Genomic DNA, 24,409 nt, shown 5'->3' on the forward strand with positions numbered 1-24,409 from the left:
TGACACTCCGGCGAGGGCTGTGGACAACCGCGGGAGTGTCCGAGGTGCCCTTCCGGCTGCCCTCTCCGCCCCGACGCGAGGGGCCCGGGCCCGGCCGGTCAGCCCCGTCGCGGGGGTCCCGGCCCGGCCGGCCGCGTGGCGCCTTCCGGCCTCAGGTGTTGTCGGGACTTGGTCGACACGCTTCAATGCGGGGGAACTCGGGGCCCTGAGGGTCCCCCTACGGATGTGAAGGCGCCATGGGCGCCACCGGGGGGACCCGGTGGCGCCGCGCGAACGGTCCGACCAGCCGTCGTGAGCATTCACAGAAAGGCCTCTGCATGCCGCAGGCCCCTCAGCACGCGGACGCCGCCACCGACATCGCCGTCGCCGCAGACCTGGACGCGGCCCTGCGAGGCGGTCCCTTCCACGTCGCCCTGCGCGCGGCGATCGCCGCGCGCGGGCTGCCCCTGCAGCGCGTCCAGCACCACCTGTCGCGCCACGGGGTGAGAGTCGGCGTGACCAGCCTGAGCTACTGGCAGCAGGGCGCCCGGCGCCCGCAGCGCCCCGAGTCGCTGCGGGCCGTCCGGGCGCTGGAGGAGATTCTGCACCTGCCCGACGAGTCGCTGATCCGGCTGCTGACGGCGGACGACGCCGAGGCGGCCGAGGGGCGGCCGACGGGCCGCTCCTACCGCTCGTTCCTGGAGGCCTCGGACGCCCTGGAGCGGCTGTTGCTCGAACTCCAGTGCCCTCCCGACGACGGGCTGCACACCCTCGGTCACCACGAACGCGTCCGCGTCGGCGCGCGACGCGAGCTCCTGGGGCGGGAGTCCCAGCACATCGTGCGCGCCCACCGCGACGGCGTCGACCGCTTCGTCGCCGTCCACCACGGCGACCCCGGGTGCGCGCCGGAGCGGATGACGGTGCACGCCCTGGAGAACTGCCGCGCGGGCCGCGTCCGCCGGCACCACGACACCGGTGTGCTCGTGGCCGAGTTCCTCTTCGACACCCGCCTGCGGGCCGGTGACACGTTCCTCTTCCGCTACGGCTTCGAGGACGGCACCGCCGACGCCACCCGCGAGTACGTCCGCGGTTTCGGGGCGCCGGGCGGGCAGTACGCCCTGCAGATCAGCTTCGACGAGCACGCCCTCCCGGTCCGCTGCCACCGCTTCACCCAGCACTCGGCGGCCGCACCGCGCAGCGGCCACCAGGAACTGGCCCTCAGCCGACGCCACCGGTCGGTCCACCTCGTCGAGCCGCGGGTGCGCTCGGGGAGGGTGGGGATCGGGTGGGACTGGGAGTGACGGGGGCTGCCTGGGCGGACCGGCCGCGGCGGGTCCGTCCCGCGCCGGACGGCCACGGCCGAACACGCCGGATCAGGCGCCCGGGCCCGCGGCGGTCCATCCGCCGGATCAGACGGCGCCCGGGCCTGCGACGATCCGGCCGTTCTCGGCCCTGACCGGCAGCGCGTTCAACGGCTCGGTCGCCGGTCCCCTCAGCACCTCGCCGATCGTGGCGTCGAACTCACTGCCGTGGCAGGGACAGATCAACGTCGTCCCGTCGAGCTTGTTGACCGGGCACCCCGCGTGCGTGCAGATCGAGCGGTACGGGCACCCCGCGTGCGTGCAGATCGAGCTGTACGCCTTCAGAGGGTGGGCGCGGGACCCGGTGACGTAAGCGCTTGCGCAAACGTCTACGTGCCGTCCGTGGTGCGATAACTTCCCGCCTGAAGAACCGCCACGGCCGAGGAGGGGACGGAAGATGCCGACCATGGCCGACGTCGCCCGGCACGCCGGTGTCTCCCTCGCGACCGTCTCGCACGTCCTCAACGACACGCGGCGGGTGCTGCCCCACACCCGTCAGGGCCGTCCTCGACGCCATGGACGAGCTCGGCTGCCCGCCCAACACCCTCGCCCGCTCCCTGGTGACCTCGCGCACCCGCTCCCCCGGCCTCGCCGTGTCGGCGATCAGCAGCCCCTCCTCCACCGAGATCCTCCAGGGCTTCGAGGCCGCGGCCCTCGCGCAGGGCTACAGCCTGTTGATCACCGATCCGCACCACGACCGCGTGCACGAGCGCAAGGTCGTCCGGCTGCTGCGCGAACGCCGCGCGGACGGCCTGATCACCGCCCCGTCCGCCGACCCCCGCGGACTTCTCGCCCACCTCGCCCGCAACCCGTGCCGACGTCGAACGCCTCGCCGCCCCCACCGGCCCGCCCGGACCGTGCGGCTCCCCTGCGCGTTCGTCCACCGCACGTCCTGCGGCTGCCCGGACCGGCGGCCCCACACCGGGGGGCCGGAGCGGTCCGAGCCGCCCGCGCGCCACGAGCAGTCCCGACAGTCCCAGCAGTCCGAGCACCGTGAGAAAGGAAGCGCCCCGTGATCGTCGTCGCCGGTGAGGCCCTGATCGATCTGGTACCGCAGGGCACGGGTGCCCTGGCGGGGCTGAAGCCGGCCCTGGGCGGCGGCCCCTACAACACGGCCGTGGCCCTCGGCCGTCTCGGCTCCCCCACCGCCTTCTGCTCCCGCGTCTCCCACGACGCCTTCGGCGAGGCCCTGCTGGACGGACTGCGGGACGCGGGCGTGGACGTCTCGGCCGTCCAGCGCGGCACCGAGCCCACCACGCTCGCCGTCGCCACGGTCGACGCGAGCGGCTCGGCCGCCTACTCCTTCTACGTCGAGGGCACCGCCGACCGCCTCTTCACGGTCCCGGCCGCCCTGCCCCCCGATACCCGGGCGGTCTCCTTCGGCACCTGCTCGCTGGTCCTGGAGCCGGGTGCGAGCGCCTACGAGGAGCTGTTGCGCACCGCCGCCGCCCAGGGGGTGTTCACCACGCTCGACCCGAACATCCGGCCGGGGCTGATCCCCGACGCCGACGCCTACCGGGCGCGTTTCAAGAGCTGGCTGCCATCGGTGTCGCTCCTCAAGCTCTCCGAAGAGGACGCCCTGTGGCTGGGCGGCACCCCGCACGAGTGGCTGTCCGCGGGTCCCTCGGTGGTCGTGATCACGCACGGCGGTGACGGTCTGACCGCCTACACCCGGGACGGCGGCGCATACCCGGCCGCGGGCGAGAAGGTCGACGTCGTGGACACCATCGGCGCCGGCGACACCGTGAACGCGGCACTGCTGCACGGCCTGGCGATGCGGGACGCCCTGTCCCCGGCGGCGCTGGAGTCGCTGGGCCGCGAGGGCTGGGAGCGGCTGCTGCGGTTCGCGGCCCGTGCGGCGGCGATCACCTGTTCCCGGGCGGGCGCCGAACCTCCGTTCGCCTTCGAACTTGGCGCGATCTAGCGGGTGGCGACGGGCGGTCGGCAGGGGCGGCCCCGCTCCGGCAAGCCGGTCGTCCTCGACGAGCAGGTCCCCCGCCGAGCGGTTCTCGCCGAGCAGATCCTTCGCCGAGCGGGTTCTCGGTGGGCACGTCTCTCGCCGACCGGGTTCCCTACGACCAGGCCCCTCGCCGAGCGGGTTCTCGCCGGGCGGGTGTGACGGACGGCGCCCCGCGGGATTCCCGCGGGGCGCCGTGCTGGTTCGTCTTCTCCCTCGGCCGTCGGCTCAGGCCTTGCGGGCCCGCGTCGTCTTCTTCGCGGTGGCCTTCTTCGTCGCGGCTGCCGTGTCGGTCGCCTTGTGGGTCGCCTTGTCGTCGGCGGACGTCCGGGCGGTCGCCGACTTCCTCGCCGTCGACCTGGCCGCGACCGTCTTCTTGGCGGCCGTCCTGCGCGGGGCCTTCACCGGTGCCGCGTCGCTGATGCGGTCGGCGCCGAGGATCTCGCGCAGGAACTTGCCGGTGTGGCTGGCGGGTACGCCCGCGACCTCCTCCGGTGTGCCCTCGGCGACGACGAGACCGCCGCCCGCGCCGCCCTCGGGGCCCATGTCGACCACCCAGTCGGCCGTCTTGATCACATCGAGGTTGTGCTCGATGACGATGACCGTGTTGCCCTTGTCGACCAGGCCGGAGAGCACCTTCAGCAGCTTGCTGATGTCCTCGAAGTGCAGGCCCGTGGTCGGCTCGTCCAGGACGTAGACCGTGCGACCGGTGGAGCGGCGCTGCAACTCGCTGGCGAGCTTGACGCGCTGGGCCTCGCCGCCGGACAGGGTGGTCGCGGACTGGCCGAGCCGGACGTAGCCGAGACCCACGTCGTTCAGCGTCTTCAGGTGCCGGGAGATCGCGGGGACCGCCTCGAAGAAGTGCATCGCCTCCTCGATCGGCATGTTCAGCACGTCGGCGATGGACTTGCCCTTGTAGTGGACCTCCAGGGTCTCCCGGTTGTAGCGGGCGCCGTGGCAGACCTCGCACGGGACGTAGACGTCCGGGAGGAAGTTCATCTCGATCTTGATCGTGCCGTCGCCCGAGCAGTTCTCGCAGCGGCCGCCCTTGACGTTGAAGGAGAAGCGGCCGGGCTGGTAGCCGCGGACCTTGGCCTCGGTCGTCTCGGCGAACAGCTTGCGGACGTGGTCGAAGACGCCGGTGTACGTCGCCGGGTTCGACCGGGGGGTGCGGCCGATCGGCGACTGGTCGACGTGCACGACCTTGTCGACGAGATCGTCGCCGTCCACGCGCGTGTGCCGCCCGGGCACGTTCCTCGCGCCGTTCAGTTCGCGGGCCAGGTGCGTGTACAGGATGTCGTTGACCAGCGTCGACTTGCCGGAGCCGGACACGCCGGTGACGGCGGTGAAGACCCCCAGCGGGAACGAGACGTCGATGTCCTGGAGGTTGTTCTCCCGGGCGCCGTGCACCGTGAGCTGCCGGGACGGGTCCAGCGGGCGCCGGATGTCGGGCAGCGGGATGGCCTTCTTGCCCGACAGGTACTGGCCGGTCTGCGACTCGGCGTTGGCGAGCAGTTCCTTCAGGGAGCCGCTGTGGACGACCTTGCCGCCGTGCTCGCCGGCGCCGGGGCCGATGTCGACGACCCAGTCGGCGACCTTGATGGTGTCCTCGTCGTGCTCGACGACGATGAGCGTGTTGCCCATGTCGCGCAACCGCACGAGGGTCTCGATCAGCCGGTGGTTGTCGCGCTGGTGCAGGCCGATGGACGGCTCGTCGAGGACGTAGAGGACGCCGACGAGACCGGAGCCGATCTGGGTGGCCAGGCGGATGCGCTGGGCCTCGCCGCCGGAGAGCGTGCCGGCCGCGCGGTTGAGCGAGAGGTAGTCCAGGCCGACGTCGACCAGGAACCGCAGCCGCTCGTTGACCTCCTTCAGGACGCGCTCGGCGATCTTCTTGTCGCGGGCGCTCAGCTTGAGCTCGCCCAGGAAGTCCGCGCAGTCGCTGATGGACATGGCGGAGACCTCGGCGATGGACTTCTCCATGATCGTCACCGCGAGGACGATCGGCTTCAGGCGGGTGCCCTCACACGTGGGGCAGGGCACCTCACGCATGTAGCCCTCGAAGCGCTCGCGGCTGGCGTCGCTCTCGGCCTCGCCGTGCCGGCGCTTGACGAACGGGACGGCGCCCTCGAAGGGCGTCGTGTACACGCGCTCGCGTCCGTAGCGGTTGCGGTAACGGACCTCGATCTGGGTCTTGTGGCCGTACATCAGGGCCTTTTTGGCGCGCTGCGGCAGACCCGCGAAGGGGATGTCCGTCCGGAATCCCAGCGCGTCCGCGAGGGCACCGATCAGGCGGCCGAAGTAGTCCTTGGTGTGGCCGTGCGACCAGGGGTGGATGGCGCCCTCGTCGAGGGACTTGTCCTCGTCGGGCACGATCAGCTCGGGGTCGACCTCCATGCGCGTGCCGATGCCGGTGCACTCGGGGCAGGCGCCGAAGGGCGAGTTGAAGGAGAAGGAGCGGGGCTCGAGCTCCTCGAAGGAGAGGTCGTCGTACGGGCAGTAAAGGTGCTCGGAGTACATGCGCTCGCGCTCGGGGTCGTCCTCGGGGAGGTCGACGAAGTCGAGCACGACCATGCCGCCGGACAGGCCGAGGGCGGTCTCCACGGAGTCGGTGAGCCGGCGCTTGGCGGACTCCTTCACCGTGAGGCGGTCGACGACCACCTCGATGGTGTGCTTCTCCTGCTTCTTCAGCGTGGGCGGGCTGGACAGCTGGATCGTCTCGCCGTCCACGCGCGCGCGGGAGTAGCCCTTGGTCTGGAGGTCGGCGAAGAGGTCGACGAACTCGCCCTTGCGCTCGCGCACCAGCGGCGACAGCACCTGGAAGCGGCTCCCCTCCGGCAGCTCCAGGACCCGGTCGACGATGGCCTGCGGCGACTGGCGCGAGATGGGACGGCCGCACTCGGGACAGTGCGGCTTGCCGATGCGCGCGAAGAGCAGACGCAGGTAGTCGTAGACCTCGGTGATGGTGCCGACCGTGGAGCGCGGGTTGCGCGAGGTCGACTTCTGGTCGATCGAGACCGCCGGGGAGAGGCCCTCGATGAAGTCGACGTCGGGCTTGTCCATCTGGCCGAGGAACTGGCGGGCGTACGAGGAGAGCGACTCCACGTAGCGCCGCTGGCCCTCGGCGAAGATGGTGTCGAAGGCCAGCGAGGACTTGCCCGACCCCGACAGGCCCGTGAAGACGATGAGCGAGTCGCGCGGCAGGTCGAGCGAGACATTCTTGAGGTTGTGCTCGCGCGCGCCACGGACGATGAGACGGTCGGCCACGCCGGTCCGCACCTTTCTTGAGAGAAGTGACAGGGGCGGGGCCCCCGTCGTTCCCAGACTAGGGGGAGCCACTGACAACGCCGGTCGGCATTCACCGGTTCACAACAATCCCCGGCCATCCAGCATGCCCGACGCCGCCACCGACCATATAGCACGTGCTTTCGATTTGCGGCCGCGGTTCCGCCACCTTCACCCGAAGGGGTGGCGGGACTAGGGTCAGTACCATGACTGATCACGCTCATGACCTGGTGTCTGTACGCGAGGCGACCGACCGGCTGCTCACCGCGGTCGGCAAACTGGACGACGCGTCGACGGCCGAGCCGTCCCGCCTTCCCGGCTGGAGCCGCGGTCATGTCCTCGCCCACGTGGCGCGCAACGCCGACGCCCTGGTGAACGTCCTCGAGGGCCGGCCCATGTACGCCGACGCGACGGTCCGGGACGCCGACATCGAGCGGGACGCCCCGCGCCCCCTGGACGTGCAGCTCGCGGACGTGCGCGAGAGCGCGGCCCGCTTCCAGGAGGCCGGTGCGGCGCCCGCGGACTGGTCGCGCACGGTGGCCCTGCGCAACGGGGTCACCGACTCGGCGTCCCGGGTGCCGTTCCGGCGGTGGGTGGAGGTCGAACTGCACCACGTGGACCTCGGCATCGGCTACGAGCTGGAGGATCTTCCGGAGGAGTTCACCGAGCGGGAGATCGAGTTCCTCGCTGAGCGCTTCACCGGTCACCCGGACGTGCCGCCCACCCGCCTCACGGACGGCACGCGCGCGTGGGCCACCGGCAGGGCGGCCGACGCCCCCGAGGTGACCGTGACGGGCACCCCGGCCGACCTCCTCGGCTGGCTCGCCGGACGGCGCGACGGATCGGCGCTGACCGTCGCCGGCGGGCCGCTCCCGGCGCTGCCCCCGCTGTAGGGGTCCTTGCACTCCGCCCGCCTCGGCCGCGCGACCTGATCAGGCGCTCATGGTGCAAGGCCGCTATAGGCTGCCGTCATGACGTACAGCGGAGAGGTGCGGGTCGGCGGGCCGGCCGACGTGCACGAGCTGAAGGACCTGATGATCACCAAGATCGCGGTGGGTCCGATGGACAACAACGCCTATCTGCTGCGCTGCCGGGCCACGGACGAGCAACTGCTGATCGACGCGGCCAACGACGCGGAGACCCTGCTCGGCATGATCGGGGACGACGGCATCGCGTCCGTCGTCACCACCCACCGGCACGGCGACCACTGGCAGGCGCTCGCCGAGGTCGTGGCGGCCACGCGCGCGCGTACGTACGCCGGACGGGACGACGCCGAGGGCATCCCCGTGCCGACCGACGTCCCGCTCGACGACGGGGACGTCGTGCGGGTGGGCCGCGTGAAGCTCACCGCGCGCCATCTGGTCGGACACACACCCGGCTCGATCGCCCTCGTCTACGACGACCCGCACGGACATCCGCACGTGTTCACGGGCGACTGTCTCTTCCCGGGGGGTCCTGGTCGGACAACACGTCCGGAGGAGTTCAACTCCCTGATGGGCGGCCTGGAGACCAAGCTGTTCGACGTCCTTTCGGACGAGACCTGGATCTATCCCGGCCACGGCAACGACACCACCATCGGCACGGAGCGGCCCCACCTTGCGGAGTGGCGCGCACGAGGCTGGTAACCGTCCAACGCCGACCGCCCCTGTTTCGAAACCGAAGCGGGGGCGGTCGCGCGTTCAGGCCCGTTCCGCGCTCGGGAGGGTCATGCCCCACGGACGGTGGCCTCCAGAGCACCGTCACCGACGCCGGCAGCAGTGACCGCCATGACCAGGGGGACTGTTGCATGGGCTGCGGTCTGCCGGGCCGGGTTCACCTGGCAGGCAGCGGAACCTCCTACTTCTCCGCAATCCATCCCTTCGGCTCCCAGCCGTACTGCGGGCCCGAAACACCCGCACGCAGCTGGAGGCCGCGCTCAAGCGGGCTGCGACCGCCGCTGTCACCTCACGGCCCTTGGCCTCCGGGCCGCCCCGGAGAAGAGCCCCGGGGCGGCCCGGAGGCCGAGGACGGTGAGGTGTTCCGGCAGAGGATCCGCGTGGCCGTGGACCGTGGACCACGCCCGCGCCCTGCACGTCTCGCGCCGCCGGGGCTCCTGCCCGACGCGCCTGGCGGGCGATCCGGCGGACGCGTCCCCGGCGATCCAGTGGACGCCCCGCCGGCGATCTAGCGGGTGGACCCGGTGTGCTCCCGCACAGTCACCGCCTCGCTCGCCGTCGTCCCGGCCCCCGGCTCGGCGCTCTTCCTCGCGAACCCGCGCCGGCCCGGCAGGACCGCGAGGACGATCAGTGTTCCGGCGGCCATGATGACCCCGCCGATGAGGCTGGTCTGGGCGACTCCGTGGGCGAAGGCCTGGTGGACGGCGTCCACGGCGGCCTGGGCCTGCTGGGGCCCGGCGGAGGGATCCTGCGCGACCCGCTCCGCGACGGCCAGGCCGGCGCCGACCGAGTCCTTGGCGGTCTCCATCGCCTCCGCCGGGAGCCGGTTGCCCACCAGGTCGGTCAGCTCGTCCCGGTAGGCCGTGCCCAGCAGCGAGCCCAGTACCGCGATGCCCAGCGCCCCGCCCAGCTCCAGCGCGGTGTCGTTGACACCGCCGCCGACGCCCAGCTCGGACTCGGGGAAGGAGCCCATGATCGTGTCGGTCGCCGGGGAGATGCTCAGTCCGAGCGCGAGGCCCAGCATCATCAGCGGCGCCAGGAAGTCCCCGTACGTCGCCCCCTTGTCGATCTGGGTGAGCAGGAACATGCCCGCCGTGCCGACGGCCAAGCCGGTCACGACCATCACCTTCGCCCCCAGCTTCGGGGTGAGTATCCCGGTCACCGCGGACCCGAGGAACACCGCACCGCCCAGCGGCAGCAGCCGTACGCCCGTGTCCAGGGCGCCGTAGCCGAGGACGAACTGCAGGAACTGCGTCGAGTAGTAGATCACGGCGAACATACCGAAGAAGAAGAACATCACCGCGAGCATCGAGCCGGTGAAGGGCCGCAGCGCGAACTTTCGGACGTCCAGCATCGGGTGCGGGTGCCGCAGCTCCCAGGCGACGAAGGCGACCAGACCGGCACCGGCGACCACGGCGGCGGTGACGGGGCCGACGCCCCAGCCGGAGTGCGGGCCCTCGATGGCGGCGTAGATCAGAGAGCCGACGGAGACGATCGACAGCAGACCTCCGACGTAGTCGATCCGGCCCATGCCCTCCGCCTTGGACGGCGGTACCAGGGCGAGCGCGCCGAACACGGCGAGGACGGCGATCGGCACGTTGATCAGGAAGGTCGAGCCCCAGGCGTGGTCCTCGAGCAGCCAGCCGGAGACCAGCGGGCCGACGGCTACCGCCACCCCGGAGGTCGCGGCCCAGGCGGTGATGGCCTTGGCCCGCTCGCTCCGGGGGAAGGTCGCGACCACCAAGGACAGCGTGGCCGGCATCACGACCGCGGCACCGACACCCATGATCGCGCGGGCCGCGATGACCAGCGAGGTCTCGTCGACCAGGCTCCCCATCACCGAACCGCCCGCGAAGATCAACAGCCCCAGCACCAGCGCGCCGCGCCGGCTGTACTTGTCGCCGATCGCGCCCAGCACCAGCATCAGCGCCGCGTACGGAACGGTGTAGCTGTCGACGACCCACTGCAGATCACTGCTGCTCAGGCCCAGGTCGGTGGTCATGTCGGGGGCGGCGACGATCAGCGAGGTGTTCGCCATCACCGTGATCAGCAGGCTCAGACACAGCACGAGTAGCGCCCACCAGCGCCGCGCGTAAGGCCCGGCCATTTTCTCCACGGGGGTGTTCACAAGGAAGGACATCAATAGCTCCTGAGGGGGACGGGGCGGACGAGCGGAATCACTTGATTGCCCATGAGGCGAGCGGGCGACGGGCTGAAATCTCAGACTTCAAGATCACCCTGTGGCGCCTTGTGGGCTGGCCTCGGCGATCCCCTGGAGGGCCGCGTCGGTGTCCGCGATGGCCAGCATCCTGTTGATGTCGGCGCCGGCCAGTGCGCCGGCCGCTGCGGAGGCCCCGACCTGGGCGACCGGATCGGTGGCGTTGCCGGCCACCCACACACCCGGCACCTCGGTGGCGCCGGCGATGCCGGAGACGAAACCGCGGCCCATGTTGTTCGGGAGGTCCTGCACCGGCAGGCCCAGACCTTCCAGACCCCGGGTGCGGGCCTGCATCTGCGGGCCGACCGCGAGGACGCGGCGGGCCACGACCTGGCCGTCGGCCAGGCGCACCCCGGCGAGGGCACCGTCCTCGTCGTTGACGACCTCGGTGACCGGGGTGTCGATGACGCGGATGCCGCGGGCGGCGAAGCGGGCGCGGCTGTCCTCGTCCAGGTCGGTGCCGTGGGTGAAGTAGGTCAGGTCCTCGGTCAGCTGACGGAAGAGAAGCGCGTGGCCGATGGAGGCCTGGCCGGTGGCGAGGATGCCGATGGGCTCGTCGCGCACCTCCCAGCCGTGGCAGTACGGGCAGTGCACCACACTGTGCCCCCAGTGCTCGGCGAGCCCGGGCACCTGTGGCAGTACATCCGTGAGGCCGGTGGCCACCAGGATGCGGCGGGCGGTGATGCTGCGGCCGTCGGCCAGGGTGACGGTGAACCGCAGGTCCCCGTCCGCCGACGGGGCGGCGGACTCGGCCGAGACCACCTCGCCGAACACGACGCGTCCGCCGTACTGGCGCACCTGCTCCCGGCCCCGTCGAAAGATTTCGGGCGGCGGGGTGCCGTCCAGGGCGATGAGGCCGTGCAGGGCCTTGGCGGGCGCGTTGCGCGGGGAGCCGCTGTCAATCACGACGACCGAGCGGCGGGAGCGGGCGAGGATCAGTGCACCGTTCAGGCCCGCGGCGCCCCCGCCGATCACCACCGCGTCGACGGTCCCCTCGGCCAGTGCGTCGCTCGCGTACGGAGGAGTCGCCACAGCGATGGCCTCCTGCTTTTCCTTGTCAGTCATGGTTCGGTCGGCCCTTCGAGTTCTGGGTGGTTGGAGGGGGTCAGCTGTTCAGGAAGCCGAGGATGTGGTCGGCGACCGTCTTGGGCTGTTCGAGGTGCAGGAAGTGCCCCGCGCCGAGGACAGCCCGTGGTTCGTGATGCACAGATCCAGTCCGGCGATGAAACTCGCCGTCGCCACGATCGCGAGGATCGGACCGGGCCTTGCCCGCCTGGAAGGCGTCGCCATGCTGGGCGGCGCGGAGGAGTGCAGAGGCATGGGCTGCTCTCCATCGCGCCAGGCGTACACGCACCCTGTCCGGTGCGCCCAGGATGGTTGTGTACTGAACAGTCCGAAACCTAGGTAGTTCTGTACTGAGTTGTCAAGAACGGCAGGTCGGCTTTACCTTCTATGTATGGCGAGACCACGAAGCTTCGACCGCGACCACGTCCTCCATGCGGCCGAGCGGCAGTTCCGCGCCTCGGGCTACAACGGCACGAGCGTCGACGACATCAGCGCCGCCACCGGCCTGGGCCGCGGCAGCCTCTATGCCGCGTTCGACGGCAAGCACGGCGTGCTGCTGGAGGCGATGGCCAGCTACTTCGCCCGGCTGGGGCAGTTTGCGCCGAAGGCGCTCGCCGGACCGGACGAGAGCGCCCTGGAACGACTGCACGGGTACTTGCTCCGCGCCGTCCACGGGGTGCCACTCGCCGCCGACGTACCCCCCGCCCCTGACCGGGCGGCGGCGGCCTGCTTCGCCGCCAAGATGGCCCTGGAGATCGGCGCCTCCGACGCCGAGGTGGAACGCCTGGCCAACGACTGCTTCTCCGTGGTCGCCACGGCGGTGGCCGAGTGCGTGCGAGCGGCACAGCGCAACGGCGACATCGACCCCGACGCGGATCCCGACGACCTCGCCTACCTTCTGCTGACCATCATCCGCGGGACCGATGTCGTAGGCGCGTACGGCCACAGTCCCGCCCGCCTGACCTCGATTGCGGAGAGCGCGTTCGCCTTGCTGCCTCGCCCGCGCCACCACTGAGAAGGGCACGGCCGGCCTCGTTGCACAGGCATCTGATGCGGTCGGCCCACTTCGACGCCGCGGAGACACGGCCCGTAGGTCTACGCGCCGCCGTGACCTCGTGTGTTGGCACGTGCTGCGGCGTTCCCGGGGGGCGTGGGCAACACGCGCAAGGACCCCGACGCCTTCGCCGGCCTCATCCACGACGTCGAGACGAAGATCTTCGCCGTGCTCCCGGACGAGACCTGGGTCTATCCGGGCCCCGGCGACGACACCACACTGGGCGCCGAACGACCGCACCTGCCGGAGTGGCATGCGCGCGGGTGGTGAACCAGGGGGCGCACGGGCGGTCGCGCGCCCCGTGTGAATGATGTGCACGCACTGGCGTTCCACGCGGGCTCCCCGCCCGCGTTGTTGCGCGGTCAACTGATGGCAGCCCCGCGCGGGATGACGGCTCCCGCTCGGCAACGGGCCGCCGGCCGCCGTTCCCCGCCCTCGGCCGGCGGCCCGGGCGAGCCTCTTCCGGCCGCGTTCACACGCCCGCAACACCCGTTCCCACCATGCGGACAGACCATGGTGTGACCTCGACAAACGCGGCGTTCGCTGCCACTCTCCCGCCATGCGCCCTGCCCCTCGTGTCCTGCGCCGCGCCGTCGCCGGCGTCGCCGTTGCCCTCCTCGCCACCGCCGTCGGCTGTGCTCCGCAGCCGGAGGAGAAGGCGGCCTCCGCTCCGTCCGGTTCGACCGGGAACGCATGCGCCGAGGGCGCGTTGCCCACCAAGACCGCCGGCAAGCTGACGATCGCCACCGACACGCCCGCGTACGAGCCGTGGTTCAAGGACGACAAGCCCGCCGGCGGCCAGGGCTTCGAGTCGGCCGTGGCGTACGCCGTCGCCGAGCAACTCGGCTACGACAAGGGCGCCGTGGTCTGGCAGAGCGTGCCGTTCAACAAGGCCTTCGCCCCCGGGGAGAAGACCTTCGACTTCGACATCAACCAGGTGTCGATCAGTGACGAGCGCAAGAAGGCCGTCGACTTCTCGTCGGGCTACTACGACGTGCGCCAGGCGGTCATCGCGCTGAAGGGGTCGAAGGCCGCGCGCGCCACCGGCATCGCGGACCTCAGGGGTCTCAAGCTGGGCGCCCAGGTGGGCACGACGAGCCTGGACTACATCGACGACGTGGTGAAGCCGACGACGGCCGCGGCCGTCTACGCGAAGAACGACCAGGCCAAGTCGGCGCTGCGGAACGGCCAGGTGGACGCCATCGTCACCGACCTGCCGACCGCGTTCTACATCACGGCCGCCGAGGTGACGGACGCCGAGATCGTCGGACAGTTCGAGAACCAGGGCGGGGCTCCGGAGCAGTTCGGGCTCGTCCTCGACAAGGGCAGCGCGCTCACCGCGTGCGTGACGAGCGCCGTGGACACCCTCCGCGCCAACGGCACCCTGGCCGAGCTCGAGCAGCGGTGGCTGTCCGACGCCGTCGACGCGCCGGTGCTCAAGTGACGGTCGTCAAGCAGGAGTCCGGCCCGGAGGGCGCGGACGACAGGGGCGACGCGTCCGGGGCCGGGACGGGCGGCGGGGACGACGGGTACGTCCCCTCGCAGCGGCGGCTGGACCGCGAGCGTTTCAGGCGCAGGCGGGCCCGCCGCGCCACGGCGATCGCCGCGCTCTCGACGCTGGTCACCGGTGCCGTCCTCTACCTGGTCGTCGTCGGCGCGCCCGGCTGGCCGCGCACCAAGGAGACGTTCTTCGACGGGCAGTACGCGCGCGAGGCGTTGCCCAAGGTCCTGGAAGGCCTCTGGCTGAACGTCCGGCTGCTGCTCGTGTGCGGTGCCGCCGTCCTGGTCCTCGGCATGCTCATCGCCGTGGCCCGCACCCTGCGCGGCCCGGTGTTCTTCCCCCTGCGGGTGCTGGCGGCGGCGTACACGGACTTCTTCCGGGGACTGCCGCTGATCATCAACCTGATGATCGTGGTGCTGGGCGTCCCGGCACTGCGGCTCCAGGGCGTGACCGTGGACCCGGTACTCCTCGGCGGGACGGCGCTGACGCTGACGTACTCGGCGTACGTCGCCGAGGTGTTCCGCGCCGGCATCGAGTCCGTGCACCCCTCGCAGCGCGCGGCTGCCCGCTCACTGGGCCTGAGCAACCGGCAGGCGCTGCGGTACGTCGTGCTGCCGCAGGCGGTGCGCCGCCAGGTGCCACCACTGCTGAACGACCTGGTGTCCCTGCAGAAGGACACGGGTCTGGTGTCGATCGGCGGTGCGATCGACGCCGTGCGCGCCGCGGACATCATCGTGGGCCGCAGCCTCAACTACACGCCCTACGTCGTCGCGGGGCTCGTCTTCGTGGCACTGACGATCCCGATGACGCGGTTCACGGACTGGGTGACGGCCCGGATGGACCGTCAGCGCGCCCAGGGAGGAACGACATGAGCGACACGCCCGCCTCCCCCGGCGGCTCCCCCGTCCTGCGGATGGAGTCGGTCCGCAAGACGTTCGGCGGCTCGGTCGTCCTGCGGGACGTCGACCTGGACGTCGCCCCGCACACCGTGACCGCGCTGATCGGCGCCTCCGGCTCCGGCAAGTCGACGCTGCTGCGCTGCGCCAACCTGCTCGAGGACATCGACGACGGCGCGATCTGGCTGGACGGCGAGGAGATCACCGACCCGAGCGTCGACCAGGACGCGGTACGGCGCCGGATCGGCGTGGTGTTCCAGGCGTACAACCTGTTTCCGCACATGACCGTGCTGCAGAACGTCACGCTGGCCCCGCGCCGTGTGCACGGCGTCACCCGCGCGGAGGCCGAGGAACGCGCCCACGAGCTGCTGGAGCGGCTCGGGCTCGGCGGAAAGGCGGGCGAGTACCCCGACCGGCTCAGCGGCGGCCAGCAGCAGCGGGTCGCCATCGTGCGCGCTCTCGCCGTGCGCCCCCGGCTGCTGCTGCTCGACGAGATCACCGCGGCCCTCGACCCCGAGCTGGTCGGCGAGGTCCTGAACGTGGTCCGCGACCTCAAGGACGACGGCATGACCATGGTGCTGGCCACGCACGAGATGGGTTTCGCCCGCGAGGTCGCCGACCAGGTCTGCTTCCTGGACGCAGGGGTGGTGCTGGAGCGGGGCACGGCCGCGCAGGTCTTCGGCGACCCGCGGGAGGAACGCACCCAGCGCTTCCTGCGACGGATCGTGGAGGCCGGCCGCCTGTGAGGGGCGGGCCCCTGAACGGCGTCCGTCTGCACGGGGCGTGCTCCCGGAGGCCGACCGTCATGTCGGTAAGGGGCGGCTTTCAGGGATGGCGGTCCTTACGCGCGCGGACTCACGCGTCGGCCTTCCCCGTGCCCGCCAGCGCGGCGACACGCTCGACCCCGAACACGTACCCCTGCACCCCGCAGCCCGCGATGACGCCGTCGGCGCGCAGGGAGACGTACGAGTGGTGCCGGAACGCCTCCCGCCGATGGATGTTGGACACGTGGACCTCGATCACCGGCAGCCCGTCGCAGGTGTTGAGCGCGTCCAGGATCGCGACCGACGTGTGCGAGTAGGCGCCCGGGTTGATCACGATCCCGCAGTGGTTCAGGCGTGCCTCGTGGATCCAGTCGACCAGTACTCCCTCGTGGTTGGACTGCCGGAAGTCCACCGTGCCGCCGTGCGCGGCCGCGGCCGCGGCACACATCGTCTCGACGTCGGCGAGCGTGTCGGATCCGTAGATCTCCGGCTGGCGCTGCCCCAGAAGGTTCAGGTTGGGGCCGTTGAGCATCATGATCGGGGCGTGGGCCAGGGTGCGGGGCACGGTTCCTCCGGTCCGTTCGGCGGTGAGCGGTCCGTCGGGGACCGCCGCTCGGGACCCGGTTTATCACGGTGAAACCGCAGCGCAGGAGGCCGTACCCTCCGGGCATGACGACGCCTTCGTACCCTCCCAAGCCCTCGCCCGGTGACCGCGTGGCCGTCATCTCGCCCGCGAGCGGGCTGCCCGAGCTCTTCCCGCGCCCCTTCGACCTCGGCCTGGAGCGGCTGCGCGAGGAGTTCGGCCTCATACCGGTCGAGTACCCGACGACGCGGAAGCTGGGCGCGACGCCGCAGCAGCGGGCGGACGACCTCCACGCGGCCTTCGCCGACCCGGACGTCACGGCGGTTTTCGCCTCGATCGGCGGTGACGACCAGATCACCGTCCTGCCGCTGCTGGACCGGGAGTTGATCCGCGCCCACCCGAAGCCCTTCTTCGGCACGAGCGACAACACGAACCTGCTGGCCTACCTCTACAACACCGGCATCGTCGGCTACCACGGCGGGAGCGTGATGGTCGAGCTCGGACGTCCGGGAGCCATGAACCCGCTCACCCTGGAGTCCCTGCGGGCCGCGCTGTTCACCTCGGGCGCCTACGCGCTGCGGCCCGCCGAGCGCTGGAACGACGTGGACCGCGACTGGGCGGACCCGGCGACGTTCGAGGCTGAGCCGCAGACCCGGCCCGGCACCGGCTGGACCTGGCGGAACGCCGACCGCGTGGTGGAGGGCCGCGGTTGGGGCGGCAACCTGGAGATCCTGTCCTGGCTGCTGATGGCCGACCGGGAGATCTCACCGGACCTGTCCGTGTACGACGGCGGAGTGCTGTTCCTGGAGACCTCGGAGGAGCTGCCGAGCGCCACGGAGGTCTTCCGGATCCTGCGCAACATGGGCGAGCGCGGACTCCTCCACCGTTTCCCGGCGCTGCTGATGGCCCGCCCCAAGAGCTGGTCCTTCGAGCACCCCCACAGCCCCGAGGACGCCGCACGGTACGCCGCCGAACAGCGCGAGGCGGTGGAGCGCGCGCTGCGGGCGTACGCCCCCGACACCCTGGCCGTCTTCGACGTCGACTTCGGTCACACGGACCCCCAGCTCGTCCTGCCCTACGGCGGGACGATCCGCGTCGACGGCCCGGGGCGGGGCATCACCGTCACGTACTGAGCCCGACGGCCCCGGCGCGGCACGACCGCCCGTAACCCGGCGCCGAGATGGCTGGTTGACGCTTCATGCACGACGTACGCACCGCGCAGGCGCCCTCCATGCCACGGCTCGCGGCCGCCTCGCTCGCCGGCACGGCCATCGAGTTCTACGACTTCTTCGTCTACGGCACCGCGGCCGCACTGGTTCTGGGGCCGCTGTTCTTCCCCACGTTCTCCCCCCTGACAGGGACACTGGCCGCCTTCGGCACGTTCGGCGTGGGCTTCGTCGCACGACCGCTCGGCTCGATGCTCTTCGGGCACGTCGGGGACCGGCGCGGACGCCGGCCGGTCCTCGTCGCCTCCCTGCTGCTGACCGGGGCCTCGACGGTCGCGGTCGGCTGCGTTCCGACGTACGACACGATCGGAGTGGCCGCGCCCGTGCTGCTGCTCGTGCTGCGCTTCCTGCAGGGGCTGGGGCTCGGCGGGGAGTGGGGCGGGGCGGTGCTGCTGACCACCGAGCACGCTCCCGCCGACCGGCGTGGGCTGTGGTCGAGCTTCCCGCAGGTCGGACCGGCGGTGGGCTTCGTGCTGGCCAACGGGGCGATGCTGGTGCTGTCCGCGACGCTCACCGAGGCGCAGTTCGCGCAGTGGGGGTGGCGGGTGCCGTTCTGGGCGGCGGGGGTGCTGGCACTGCTCGGGCTGTGGCTCAGGTCGTCGCTGCCCGAGAGCCCGCGGTTTCTGGAGATCGGCGACCACGCGCGCGTGCCGCTCGCCGAGGTGGTGCGCGCGCACTGGCGGCTCGTCCTGCTGACTGCGGGCGCCCTCGCCGTGGGGTACGCGATCTTCTACGCGGTGACGACGTGGTCCCTGGCCTACGCGACCGAGCGGCTGGGGGTGAGCCGTACCGTGATGCTGGCCTGCATCATGGCCGCGGTGGTGGTGAAGGGAGCGCTGACGCCCCTCGCCGCCCTCCTCGGCGACCGTTACGGCCGACGCCCGCTCTGCCTGGTGGGGTGCTCGGCGGCGGCCCTGTGGATGTTCCCGATGGTCGCCCTCCTCGCGACCGGTGAGCCGCTGCCGATGTTCCTGGGGTTCCTGGGGGCGCTCGTCTCGTTCGTCACGATGTTCGCGGTGATCGCCGCGTACCTGCCGGAACTGTACGAGCCGCGGGTGCGCTGCACCGGCGCGGCGGTCGGCTACAACCTGGGGGGCGTGGCGGGCGGCGCTGTGACGCCGATCGCGGCGACGGCCTTCGCGGAACAGGGCGGCCGCGTCCCCTGGGCCGTCGGCGCCTACCTGACCGCTGTCGCACTCCTCAGCCTCGGCTGCTTCGCCCTGCTGCCGGAGACACTGCCGGCACGGGCGGCGGGGAGGGAGGAGCCGGGAGTGGAGGCGGGGGCGACCAAGGCGGGCGCGGAGGAGGCGGCTGCGAAGGAAACGGGTGCGGGTGCGGCCACGGGGTGACTCGGCTGGTGTCCGACGGCGCAGGCGGGGTGACGACGCAGGCGGCAGCGTGAGGATCGGGATGACGGCGGGAGGCGGCGGAGGCGGCAGCGTGACTACGCAGGCGGCAGCGTGAGGATCGGGGCGACGGCGGGAGGCGGCGGAGGCCGCGACCTCCCTACGGGTTGATCGCCAGCTCCAGGTACGCCGCGAACAGCACCAGGTGCACCCCTCCCTGGAGCGGTGTGGCCCTGCCCGGTACGACCGTGAGGGAACTGACCACGACCGTCAGGGCGAGCAGCACCGTGTGGGTCGCTCCGAGACCGAGGACGAGCGGTCCGGACAGCCACACGGAGGCCAGGGCGACGGCCGGGATGGTCAGTCCGATGCTGGCCATCGCTGAGCCGAGGGCGAGGTTGAGGCTGGTCTGTACCCGGTCGCGGCGGGCGGAGCGCAGCGCGGCGATGGTCTCGGGGAGGAGCACGAGGAGCGCGATGATCACGCCCACGACGGCGTGGTGCAGTCCTGCCGCCTCCACCCCGGACTCGATCGTGGGCGAGACGCCCTTGGCCAGGCCGACCACCCCCACCAGGGCCATGCCGAGCAGCGCGAGGCTGATCAGTGCGGTCCGGGCGGTCGGGGTGCCGGCGTGGTCGTCGGTGGAGATCACCTCCCCCTGGCGGCTGACGGGCAGGAAGTAGTCACGGTGCCGGACGGTCTGGGTCGCCACGAACAGGCCGTACAGGATCAGCGAGGACAGTGCGGCGAAGGTGAGCTGGACCGCCGAGAACTCCGGTCCCGGTCTGCTCGTGGTGAAGGTCGGCAGGACCAGGCTGAGCGTGGCCAGGGTGGCTACGGTCGCCAGGGCGGCGCCGGTGCCCTCCGGGTTGAAGATCGCCGTGCCGTGGCGCAGCGACGCGACGAGGAGACACAGGCCGACGATGCCGTTGCAGGTGATCATCACGGCGGCGAAGACCGTGTCCCTGGCCAGGGTCGAGCTCTTGTCGCCGCCGTCCGCCATCAGGGTGACGATGAGGGCGACCTCGATGATGGTCACGGCGACCGCGAGCACCAGGGAGCCGAAGGGTTCACCGACCCGGTGCGCGACGACCTCCGCGTGGTGCACGGCGGCCAGGACCGCTCCCGCGAGGACCACGGTGAGCAGGGCGACGACGGCGACGGGCAGATCACGGCCCCAGGTCAGGACCAGCAGCACGACCGCGAGCGCCGGCACGAGGGACGTCCACCGGGTCATGACCGGCCTGAGCCGAGCGATCATGCAGTGATCGTCGCAGAGCGGTACGGGCTTCGCATTCCGGCTCGGTCGGCCCCGCCCGCCCGAGAGGGCGGGGCGTGCCGCGAGGGATCGGGGCGTGCGTGCCGGAGTGTGCCGGAACCCGTCGGGTCATGCCGGAAGCGGTGGCCGGCCGTCGCCGGGCACCGCTTCTCGGGGTTGTCCGTCCCTCGCCCGGGGTCAGACGTCGATGCTGTCCTTCGAGGCGCCTTCGCCCTCGGTGTGCGCCGCCTCGGCCTCCGCCTGCTTCCTGGAGGCCCGCAGGCTGGTGATCGTGGTGACGATCAGGACGGAGCAGATGACTCCGAGCGAGACCGGGATGGTGATCTCGGGGACATGCACCCCGGACTCGTGCAGCGCGTGCAGCACCAGCTTGACGCCGATGAAGCCCAGGATGATCGACAGGCCGTAGCTGAGGTGGACCAGCTTCTTGAGCAGACCGCCGATGAGGAAGTACAGCTGGCGCAGACCCATCAGCGCGAACGCGTTGGCCGTGAAGACGATGTACGGGTCCTGCGTGAGGCCGAAGATCGCGGGGATGGAGTCGAGCGCGAAGAGCACGTCGGTGGTGCCGATCGCGAGCATGACGACCAGCATCGGGGTCATGACCCGCTTGCCGTTCTGCTCGATCCACAGCTTGGTGCCGTGATAGCGGTCGGCCACGCCGAAGCGGCGCTCGGCCGCCTTGAGCAGCTTGTTCTCCTCGAACTCCTCGTCCTCCTCGTCGGCCCGGGCCTCCTGGATGAGCTTCCAGGCGGTCCAGATCAGGAAGGCGCCGAAGAGGTAGAACACCCAGGAGAAGCTGGCGAGGATCGCTGCGCCAGCGGCGATGAAGATCGCCCGCAGGACGAGGGCTATGAGCACCCCGATGAGCAGAACCCGCTGCTGGTACTGCGACGGGACTGCGAACTTGGCCATGATCAGGACGAAGACGAAGAGGTTGTCGACGCTCAGCGACTTCTCGGTGATGAAGCCTGCGAAGAACTCACCGGCGGGCTGGCCGCCGCCGAAGAAGAGCAGCCCCAGCCCGAAGAGGGCGGCGAGAACGATCCAGACGACCGTCCAGATGCCGGCTTCCTTGATGGACACGTCGTGCGGTTTGCGGCCGATGAAGAAGTCGACCGCGATGAGGGCGGCAAGGCCCACAACGGTAAGGACCCACAGGCCCACGGAAACATCCACTGCGCCTCCGGCAGTACGTAACGGCAGGTGATCAGCGTGGTCGCGCTGCCGGAGGTCTCTTCCACCCCGGGTCCCGGCGCGCGCTGGCGCGTGGAACCACACGGGCCGACGCCCCGGGATCTGGCCTGATCCGTATTGACGGGTACGCCGCAGCAGATAGGGAGTACTCCCCTCCGTGCGAAAAACAGTACCCCAATCACCAAGGAAAGGTAAAGTGAATGGCAAAAGAAGGATCAAAATGCCTGGTCAGAGCGGCTTTACGTCCGCTTGGTCAAGGCCGTGGCACGGTCACCGAGGCCCTGCGCGGCGGGCCGCGGCGACCTGGCCGAGGACCTGCTGGAGGACCTGGCTGCCCGGTGGCACGAGGGCCGGCTCGTACGTCCAGGCGTGCCCGACCCAGGGGTCGGCGAGGTGGTCGTCGGCGACCGGTGTCAGCCGCATCAGGCCTCGCCACAGCGGATCCAGCAACGGACCGTAACCGGCGGCGTCCTCGCGATCGGCGACCATCATCAGGTGGACGCCCACGGCCGGTCCCTCGTCGGCGAGGTAGCGCAGCTGGTTCACGGCCCGGTCGTCGAAGCCGTGCGGGAAGTCGTTGACGACGAGGAGCTGTTGGGAGGTGTCGAAGCCGGGCGGGAGAGCGTCGGCCGCACCGCCGCGCACCGCCATCTGCACCAGGTCCACCCGCTGGGTGAGCCGGGCCAGGACCTCCGCAACCCCGGCCGCGCCGACGGCCGGCGGGGCCGCCAGCACACCGCTCTGCACCAGCGGGGCGAGCGCCTGTGCGCCCGAGCCCGCCGGGTCGATGACGTGCACGGTGAACTCGTTTGCCGGATGCACCGCCAGCAGGCGGGCCGTGTGGGCGACGGCCGCGTCGAGCGCGAGGCGCCGCAGCTCGTGGGAGTCGGTGAACGAGCCGTCGGAGGAGCCCGCCCGACCGCTGTCGATCCACAGACCGCGCTCGAGCGGGAGACGGATCAGCATAGGGATGCGCAGCCGGTCGGTCTCGGGCAGGTGGAGGTCGCCCAGGCGCAGCGCCATGGGCATCTCCATGGGCACGCGGTAGGCGTGCCACACCGGGTTGTCCCAGCGCGCGTACGCCGGCGGCAGGGCGGGCTCGACGACGTCGGCCTCGGCGGCCAGCTGGGCGATGTCACGGTCGAGGACCTGCCGGGCCTGGTCGACGAGCCGGCTGTGCTTGGCGCGTGCCGTCTCCCGGGCGGCGTCGCCCTGGCCGCCGATGCGGCTGCGCGGGTCGGACAGGACGTCGTCGAGTTCCCTCTCCATGCGGGTGTCGGCGAAGTCGACGGCGCTGCGGTAGGCGGCCGCGGTGCGGGCCAGGTCCTCGAACATGCCCCAGACCTGGTTGTAGAGGCGCTCCTCCATGGACCATCCGGTCGCGTCGCCCGCGACGGGACGGGCGGGCTGCCCGGGCTGCGCCGGGGGCGCGGTGGGCGGGGGCGGCGGAGGGGTGTTCTGCCGACGGGGGTGGCTGTAGTCAATGGGGCCGCCGGCGGTGGGCGCGGACGGCGGTGTCGGTGACGTGACCGACGGGTCCGTGGGCGCGGTACCGCCGGCGAAGCCCGCGGCGGGATCCGGGTAGCCCTGCGGCGTCTGCGGGCCGGCACCGCCCTGGGTCGCCCCGAACGGGCCTGCGGTGCCCTGGGCGCCGCCCTGGCCGCCGTAGGGGGAGCCGCTCTGGTCGGGGCCGAGTGCGGAGGCGGTCGTCCGGCGTGAGCGGCCGCCGTCGGCCGGGTGCGGCGGCGGGGCGGACACGGAGCGGGCCACGCCCTGGGCCACCGCCTCGTTGATGCGGGCCGCAAGCTGCTGCGACTGGGGCAGGCCCTGGTCGGTGAGGAGTTCGGCAAGGCCTCCGGCGTAGCCCTGGCCGATGGCGCGCACTTTCCAGACGCCCTGGCGCCGGTACAGCTCCAGGGCGACGACGGCAGACTCGGCGTCCAGGCCGGTGATGGTGTAGCTGGCGATCTCGGTGCCGTCGAGGCCGGTGACGGCGACGAAGGGGGCGGCGAGGGAACCGAAACTGACCGGTCCCCCGACACCCGTGGGCAGGGCGAGCAGGACGCTGACACGGTGCACGTCCTCGCCGACGGCGTCCAGGTCGACCGCGAGCCGGTGGTCGGCGGCCGCCTGCCGGGAGACCTCGAGTCCGGGCAGGGTGGGTGCGCCCGGGTGCGCCACCCACTCCACACCGGGGAGCGTGCCGTTCTCGTCGCCGAGAGTCGCCCCGGCGACGACCGGCTTGCCGGCCGAGACCCTGATCTCGAGGCGGGCCTGGGACAGCGGGTGGTTCTGCCCCCGCACCAGCTCGGCCGTCATCGCCTGTCGTCCCCCTGCGTCGCGTGTGGTGTTGTCGTGTCCCGCTCGCCCCGGCCGGTTACAGCGCCGGCAGGATGGCGGGCATCAGGTCCTGGAAGGTGCGGCCGTTGGCCGGGGTGCCGAGGGCCGTCATGTTCCAGCCCGAGCCCACCCGGTGCACCTTCGCCATGATCTGGGCCGTGTAGGCGCCGCCGCCCGCGAGCGTGTAGCGCGCGAGCTCCTGGCCGTTGGTCTCGTCGACCAGGCGGCAGAACGCGTTCTGCACCTCCTGGAAGGTCTGGCCCGTGAAGGAGTTCACGGTGAAGACGATCTGGTCGATGTGGACCGGGACGCGCGCCAGGTCGACGAGGATCGCCTCGTCGTCGCCGCCCTGGCCGACACCGCCGACCAGGTTGTCACCGGTGTGACGGACGGAGCCGTCGTCGCTCACCAGGTGACGGAAGAAGACGACGTCGACCGGCTGCTTGTCCGCGAACAGGACGGCGGAGGCGTCGAGGTCGATCTCCCGGGTGCGGGAGCCGAACAGGCCGCGCCGGGGGGCCGCCTGCCAGCCGAGACCCATGCGCACCGCGGTCAGGCTGCCCCCGTCGTTCTTCTGCAGACTGATGGCCTGACCCTTGGTCATGTTGACGGTCACGCGCTGATTCCCCTCTCGAGCTGTCCCCTGTTGCCGCGGACCCGCGGTTGTCGAAAACCCTACGCAAGGGCACTGACAGTGCCGTAC

General features: G+C 71.5%; 18 protein-coding genes and 3 pseudogenes. 12 read left to right on the plus strand and 9 right to left on the minus strand.

The features are described from left to right. Positions 1-317 precede the first annotated feature (317 nt). A complete protein-coding gene (locus tag ACZ4YY_RS00920; RefSeq protein WP_468282041.1) occupies positions 318-1,280 on the plus strand; it encodes a hypothetical protein in 963 nt (320 codons plus the stop codon). A 108-nt stretch (positions 1,281-1,388) separates the two neighbouring features. Here ACZ4YY_RS00920 and ACZ4YY_RS00925 read toward each other — a convergent pair. Beyond that, positions 1,389-1,583: pseudogene (locus ACZ4YY_RS00925) on the minus strand (QcrA and Rieske domain-containing protein); the annotation flags it as partial. 154 nt (positions 1,584-1,737) lie between these two features. On the opposite strand from ACZ4YY_RS00925, the pseudogene ACZ4YY_RS00930 reads away from it, so the two are divergent. Beyond that, a pseudogene (locus tag ACZ4YY_RS00930) lies at positions 1,738-2,149 on the plus strand (LacI family DNA-binding transcriptional regulator); the annotation flags it as partial. 203 nt (positions 2,150-2,352) lie between these two features. Further along, positions 2,353-3,264, plus strand: a complete 912-nt coding sequence (locus ACZ4YY_RS00935; RefSeq protein ID WP_468282043.1) for a carbohydrate kinase family protein — start codon at positions 2,353-2,355, stop codon at positions 3,262-3,264. Between the two features lie 261 nt (positions 3,265-3,525). On the opposite strand, the gene uvrA is transcribed toward ACZ4YY_RS00935, so the two are convergent. Then, positions 3,526-6,564: an excinuclease ABC subunit UvrA gene (gene uvrA, locus ACZ4YY_RS00940; RefSeq protein WP_468282045.1), complete on the minus strand. Its 3,039-nt coding sequence runs from the start codon at positions 6,562-6,564 to the stop codon at positions 3,526-3,528. Positions 6,565-6,788: 224 nt separating this feature from the next. Here uvrA and ACZ4YY_RS00945 point away from each other — a divergent pair, with 224 nt between their 5' ends. Continuing rightward, positions 6,789-7,475, plus strand: a complete 687-nt coding sequence (locus ACZ4YY_RS00945; protein ID WP_468282047.1) for a maleylpyruvate isomerase family mycothiol-dependent enzyme — start codon at positions 6,789-6,791, stop codon at positions 7,473-7,475. 78 nt (positions 7,476-7,553) lie between these two features. Next, positions 7,554-8,207 (plus strand): MBL fold metallo-hydrolase, encoded by a 654-nt coding sequence (locus ACZ4YY_RS00950; RefSeq protein ID WP_468282049.1) that lies wholly within the window; start codon positions 7,554-7,556, stop codon positions 8,205-8,207. Between the two features lie 538 nt (positions 8,208-8,745). Here the strand turns inward: ACZ4YY_RS00950 and ACZ4YY_RS00955 are convergent. Together ACZ4YY_RS00955 and ACZ4YY_RS00960 are read right to left on the minus strand one after the other, a co-directional pair. After that, on the minus strand, positions 8,746-10,377 hold the full coding sequence (locus ACZ4YY_RS00955) for an MFS transporter (RefSeq protein ID WP_468282051.1): 1,632 nt from the start codon (positions 10,375-10,377) through the stop codon (positions 8,746-8,748). 93 nt (positions 10,378-10,470) lie between these two features. After that, positions 10,471-11,520 carry an NAD(P)/FAD-dependent oxidoreductase gene (locus tag ACZ4YY_RS00960; protein ID WP_468282053.1) on the minus strand — a complete coding sequence of 350 codons (1,050 nt, stop codon included), beginning with the start codon at positions 11,518-11,520 and terminating at the stop codon, positions 10,471-10,473. 391 nt (positions 11,521-11,911) lie between these two features. Between ACZ4YY_RS00960 and ACZ4YY_RS00965 the strand changes: the two genes are divergently transcribed. From ACZ4YY_RS00965 to ACZ4YY_RS00985, 5 genes and pseudogenes are all read left to right on the plus strand, one after another. Beyond that, positions 11,912-12,535, plus strand: a complete 624-nt coding sequence (locus tag ACZ4YY_RS00965; RefSeq protein WP_468282055.1) for a TetR/AcrR family transcriptional regulator — start codon at positions 11,912-11,914, stop codon at positions 12,533-12,535. A gap of 120 nt (positions 12,536-12,655) precedes the next feature. Further along, positions 12,656-12,844: pseudogene (locus ACZ4YY_RS00970) on the plus strand (MBL fold metallo-hydrolase); the annotation flags it as partial. Positions 12,845-13,133: 289 nt separating this feature from the next. Further along, on the plus strand, positions 13,134-14,018 hold the full coding sequence (locus tag ACZ4YY_RS00975) for an ABC transporter substrate-binding protein (protein ID WP_468282057.1): 885 nt from the start codon (positions 13,134-13,136) through the stop codon (positions 14,016-14,018). Then, the gene (locus tag ACZ4YY_RS00980; protein ID WP_468282059.1) at positions 14,015-14,947 is read left to right on the plus strand and encodes an amino acid ABC transporter permease; all 933 of its coding nucleotides are present in this window, start codon (positions 14,015-14,017) and stop codon (positions 14,945-14,947) included. Before ACZ4YY_RS00975 ends, ACZ4YY_RS00980 begins: the two co-directional genes overlap by 4 nt. Further along, positions 14,944-15,717: an amino acid ABC transporter ATP-binding protein gene (locus ACZ4YY_RS00985; protein ID WP_468282061.1), complete on the plus strand. Its 774-nt coding sequence runs from the start codon at positions 14,944-14,946 to the stop codon at positions 15,715-15,717. Before ACZ4YY_RS00980 ends, ACZ4YY_RS00985 begins: the two co-directional genes overlap by 4 nt. Positions 15,718-15,826: 109 nt before the next feature. Here ACZ4YY_RS00985 and aroQ read toward each other — a convergent pair whose 3' ends face one another. Further along, positions 15,827-16,300: a type II 3-dehydroquinate dehydratase gene (aroQ, locus tag ACZ4YY_RS00990; protein WP_468282063.1), complete on the minus strand. Its 474-nt coding sequence runs from the start codon at positions 16,298-16,300 to the stop codon at positions 15,827-15,829. A 104-nt stretch (positions 16,301-16,404) separates the two neighbouring features. Between aroQ and ACZ4YY_RS00995 the strand changes: the two genes are divergently transcribed. Both ACZ4YY_RS00995 and ACZ4YY_RS01000 read left to right on the plus strand, forming a co-directional pair. Next, positions 16,405-17,451, plus strand: coding sequence for a S66 family peptidase (locus ACZ4YY_RS00995; RefSeq protein WP_468282065.1), 1,047 nt, complete (start codon positions 16,405-16,407; stop codon positions 17,449-17,451). A 98-nt stretch (positions 17,452-17,549) separates the two neighbouring features. Then, a complete protein-coding gene (locus ACZ4YY_RS01000) occupies positions 17,550-18,893 on the plus strand; it encodes an MFS transporter (protein WP_468283185.1) in 1,344 nt (447 codons plus the stop codon). 157 nt (positions 18,894-19,050) lie between these two features. On the opposite strand, the gene ACZ4YY_RS01005 is transcribed toward ACZ4YY_RS01000, so the two are convergent. The 4 genes from ACZ4YY_RS01005 to ACZ4YY_RS01020 form a co-directional block, all read right to left on the minus strand. Then, positions 19,051-20,151, minus strand: a complete 1,101-nt coding sequence (locus ACZ4YY_RS01005) for a calcium:cation antiporter (protein WP_468282067.1) — start codon at positions 20,149-20,151, stop codon at positions 19,051-19,053. Positions 20,152-20,346: 195 nt separating this feature from the next. Next, positions 20,347-21,348 (minus strand): TerC/Alx family metal homeostasis membrane protein, encoded by a 1,002-nt coding sequence (locus ACZ4YY_RS01010; protein WP_468282069.1) that lies wholly within the window; start codon positions 21,346-21,348, stop codon positions 20,347-20,349. A 288-nt stretch (positions 21,349-21,636) separates the two neighbouring features. Beyond that, complete coding sequence (locus tag ACZ4YY_RS01015) at positions 21,637-23,685, minus strand: TerD family protein (RefSeq protein ID WP_468282071.1); 2,049 nt, start codon at positions 23,683-23,685, stop codon at positions 21,637-21,639. A 58-nt stretch (positions 23,686-23,743) separates the two neighbouring features. After that, positions 23,744-24,322, minus strand: a complete 579-nt coding sequence (locus tag ACZ4YY_RS01020) for a TerD family protein (protein WP_069770149.1) — start codon at positions 24,320-24,322, stop codon at positions 23,744-23,746. Between the last annotated feature and the right edge of the window lie 87 nt (positions 24,323-24,409).

It is taken from the genome of Streptomyces sp. NPDC030143, from assembly GCF_055573695.1.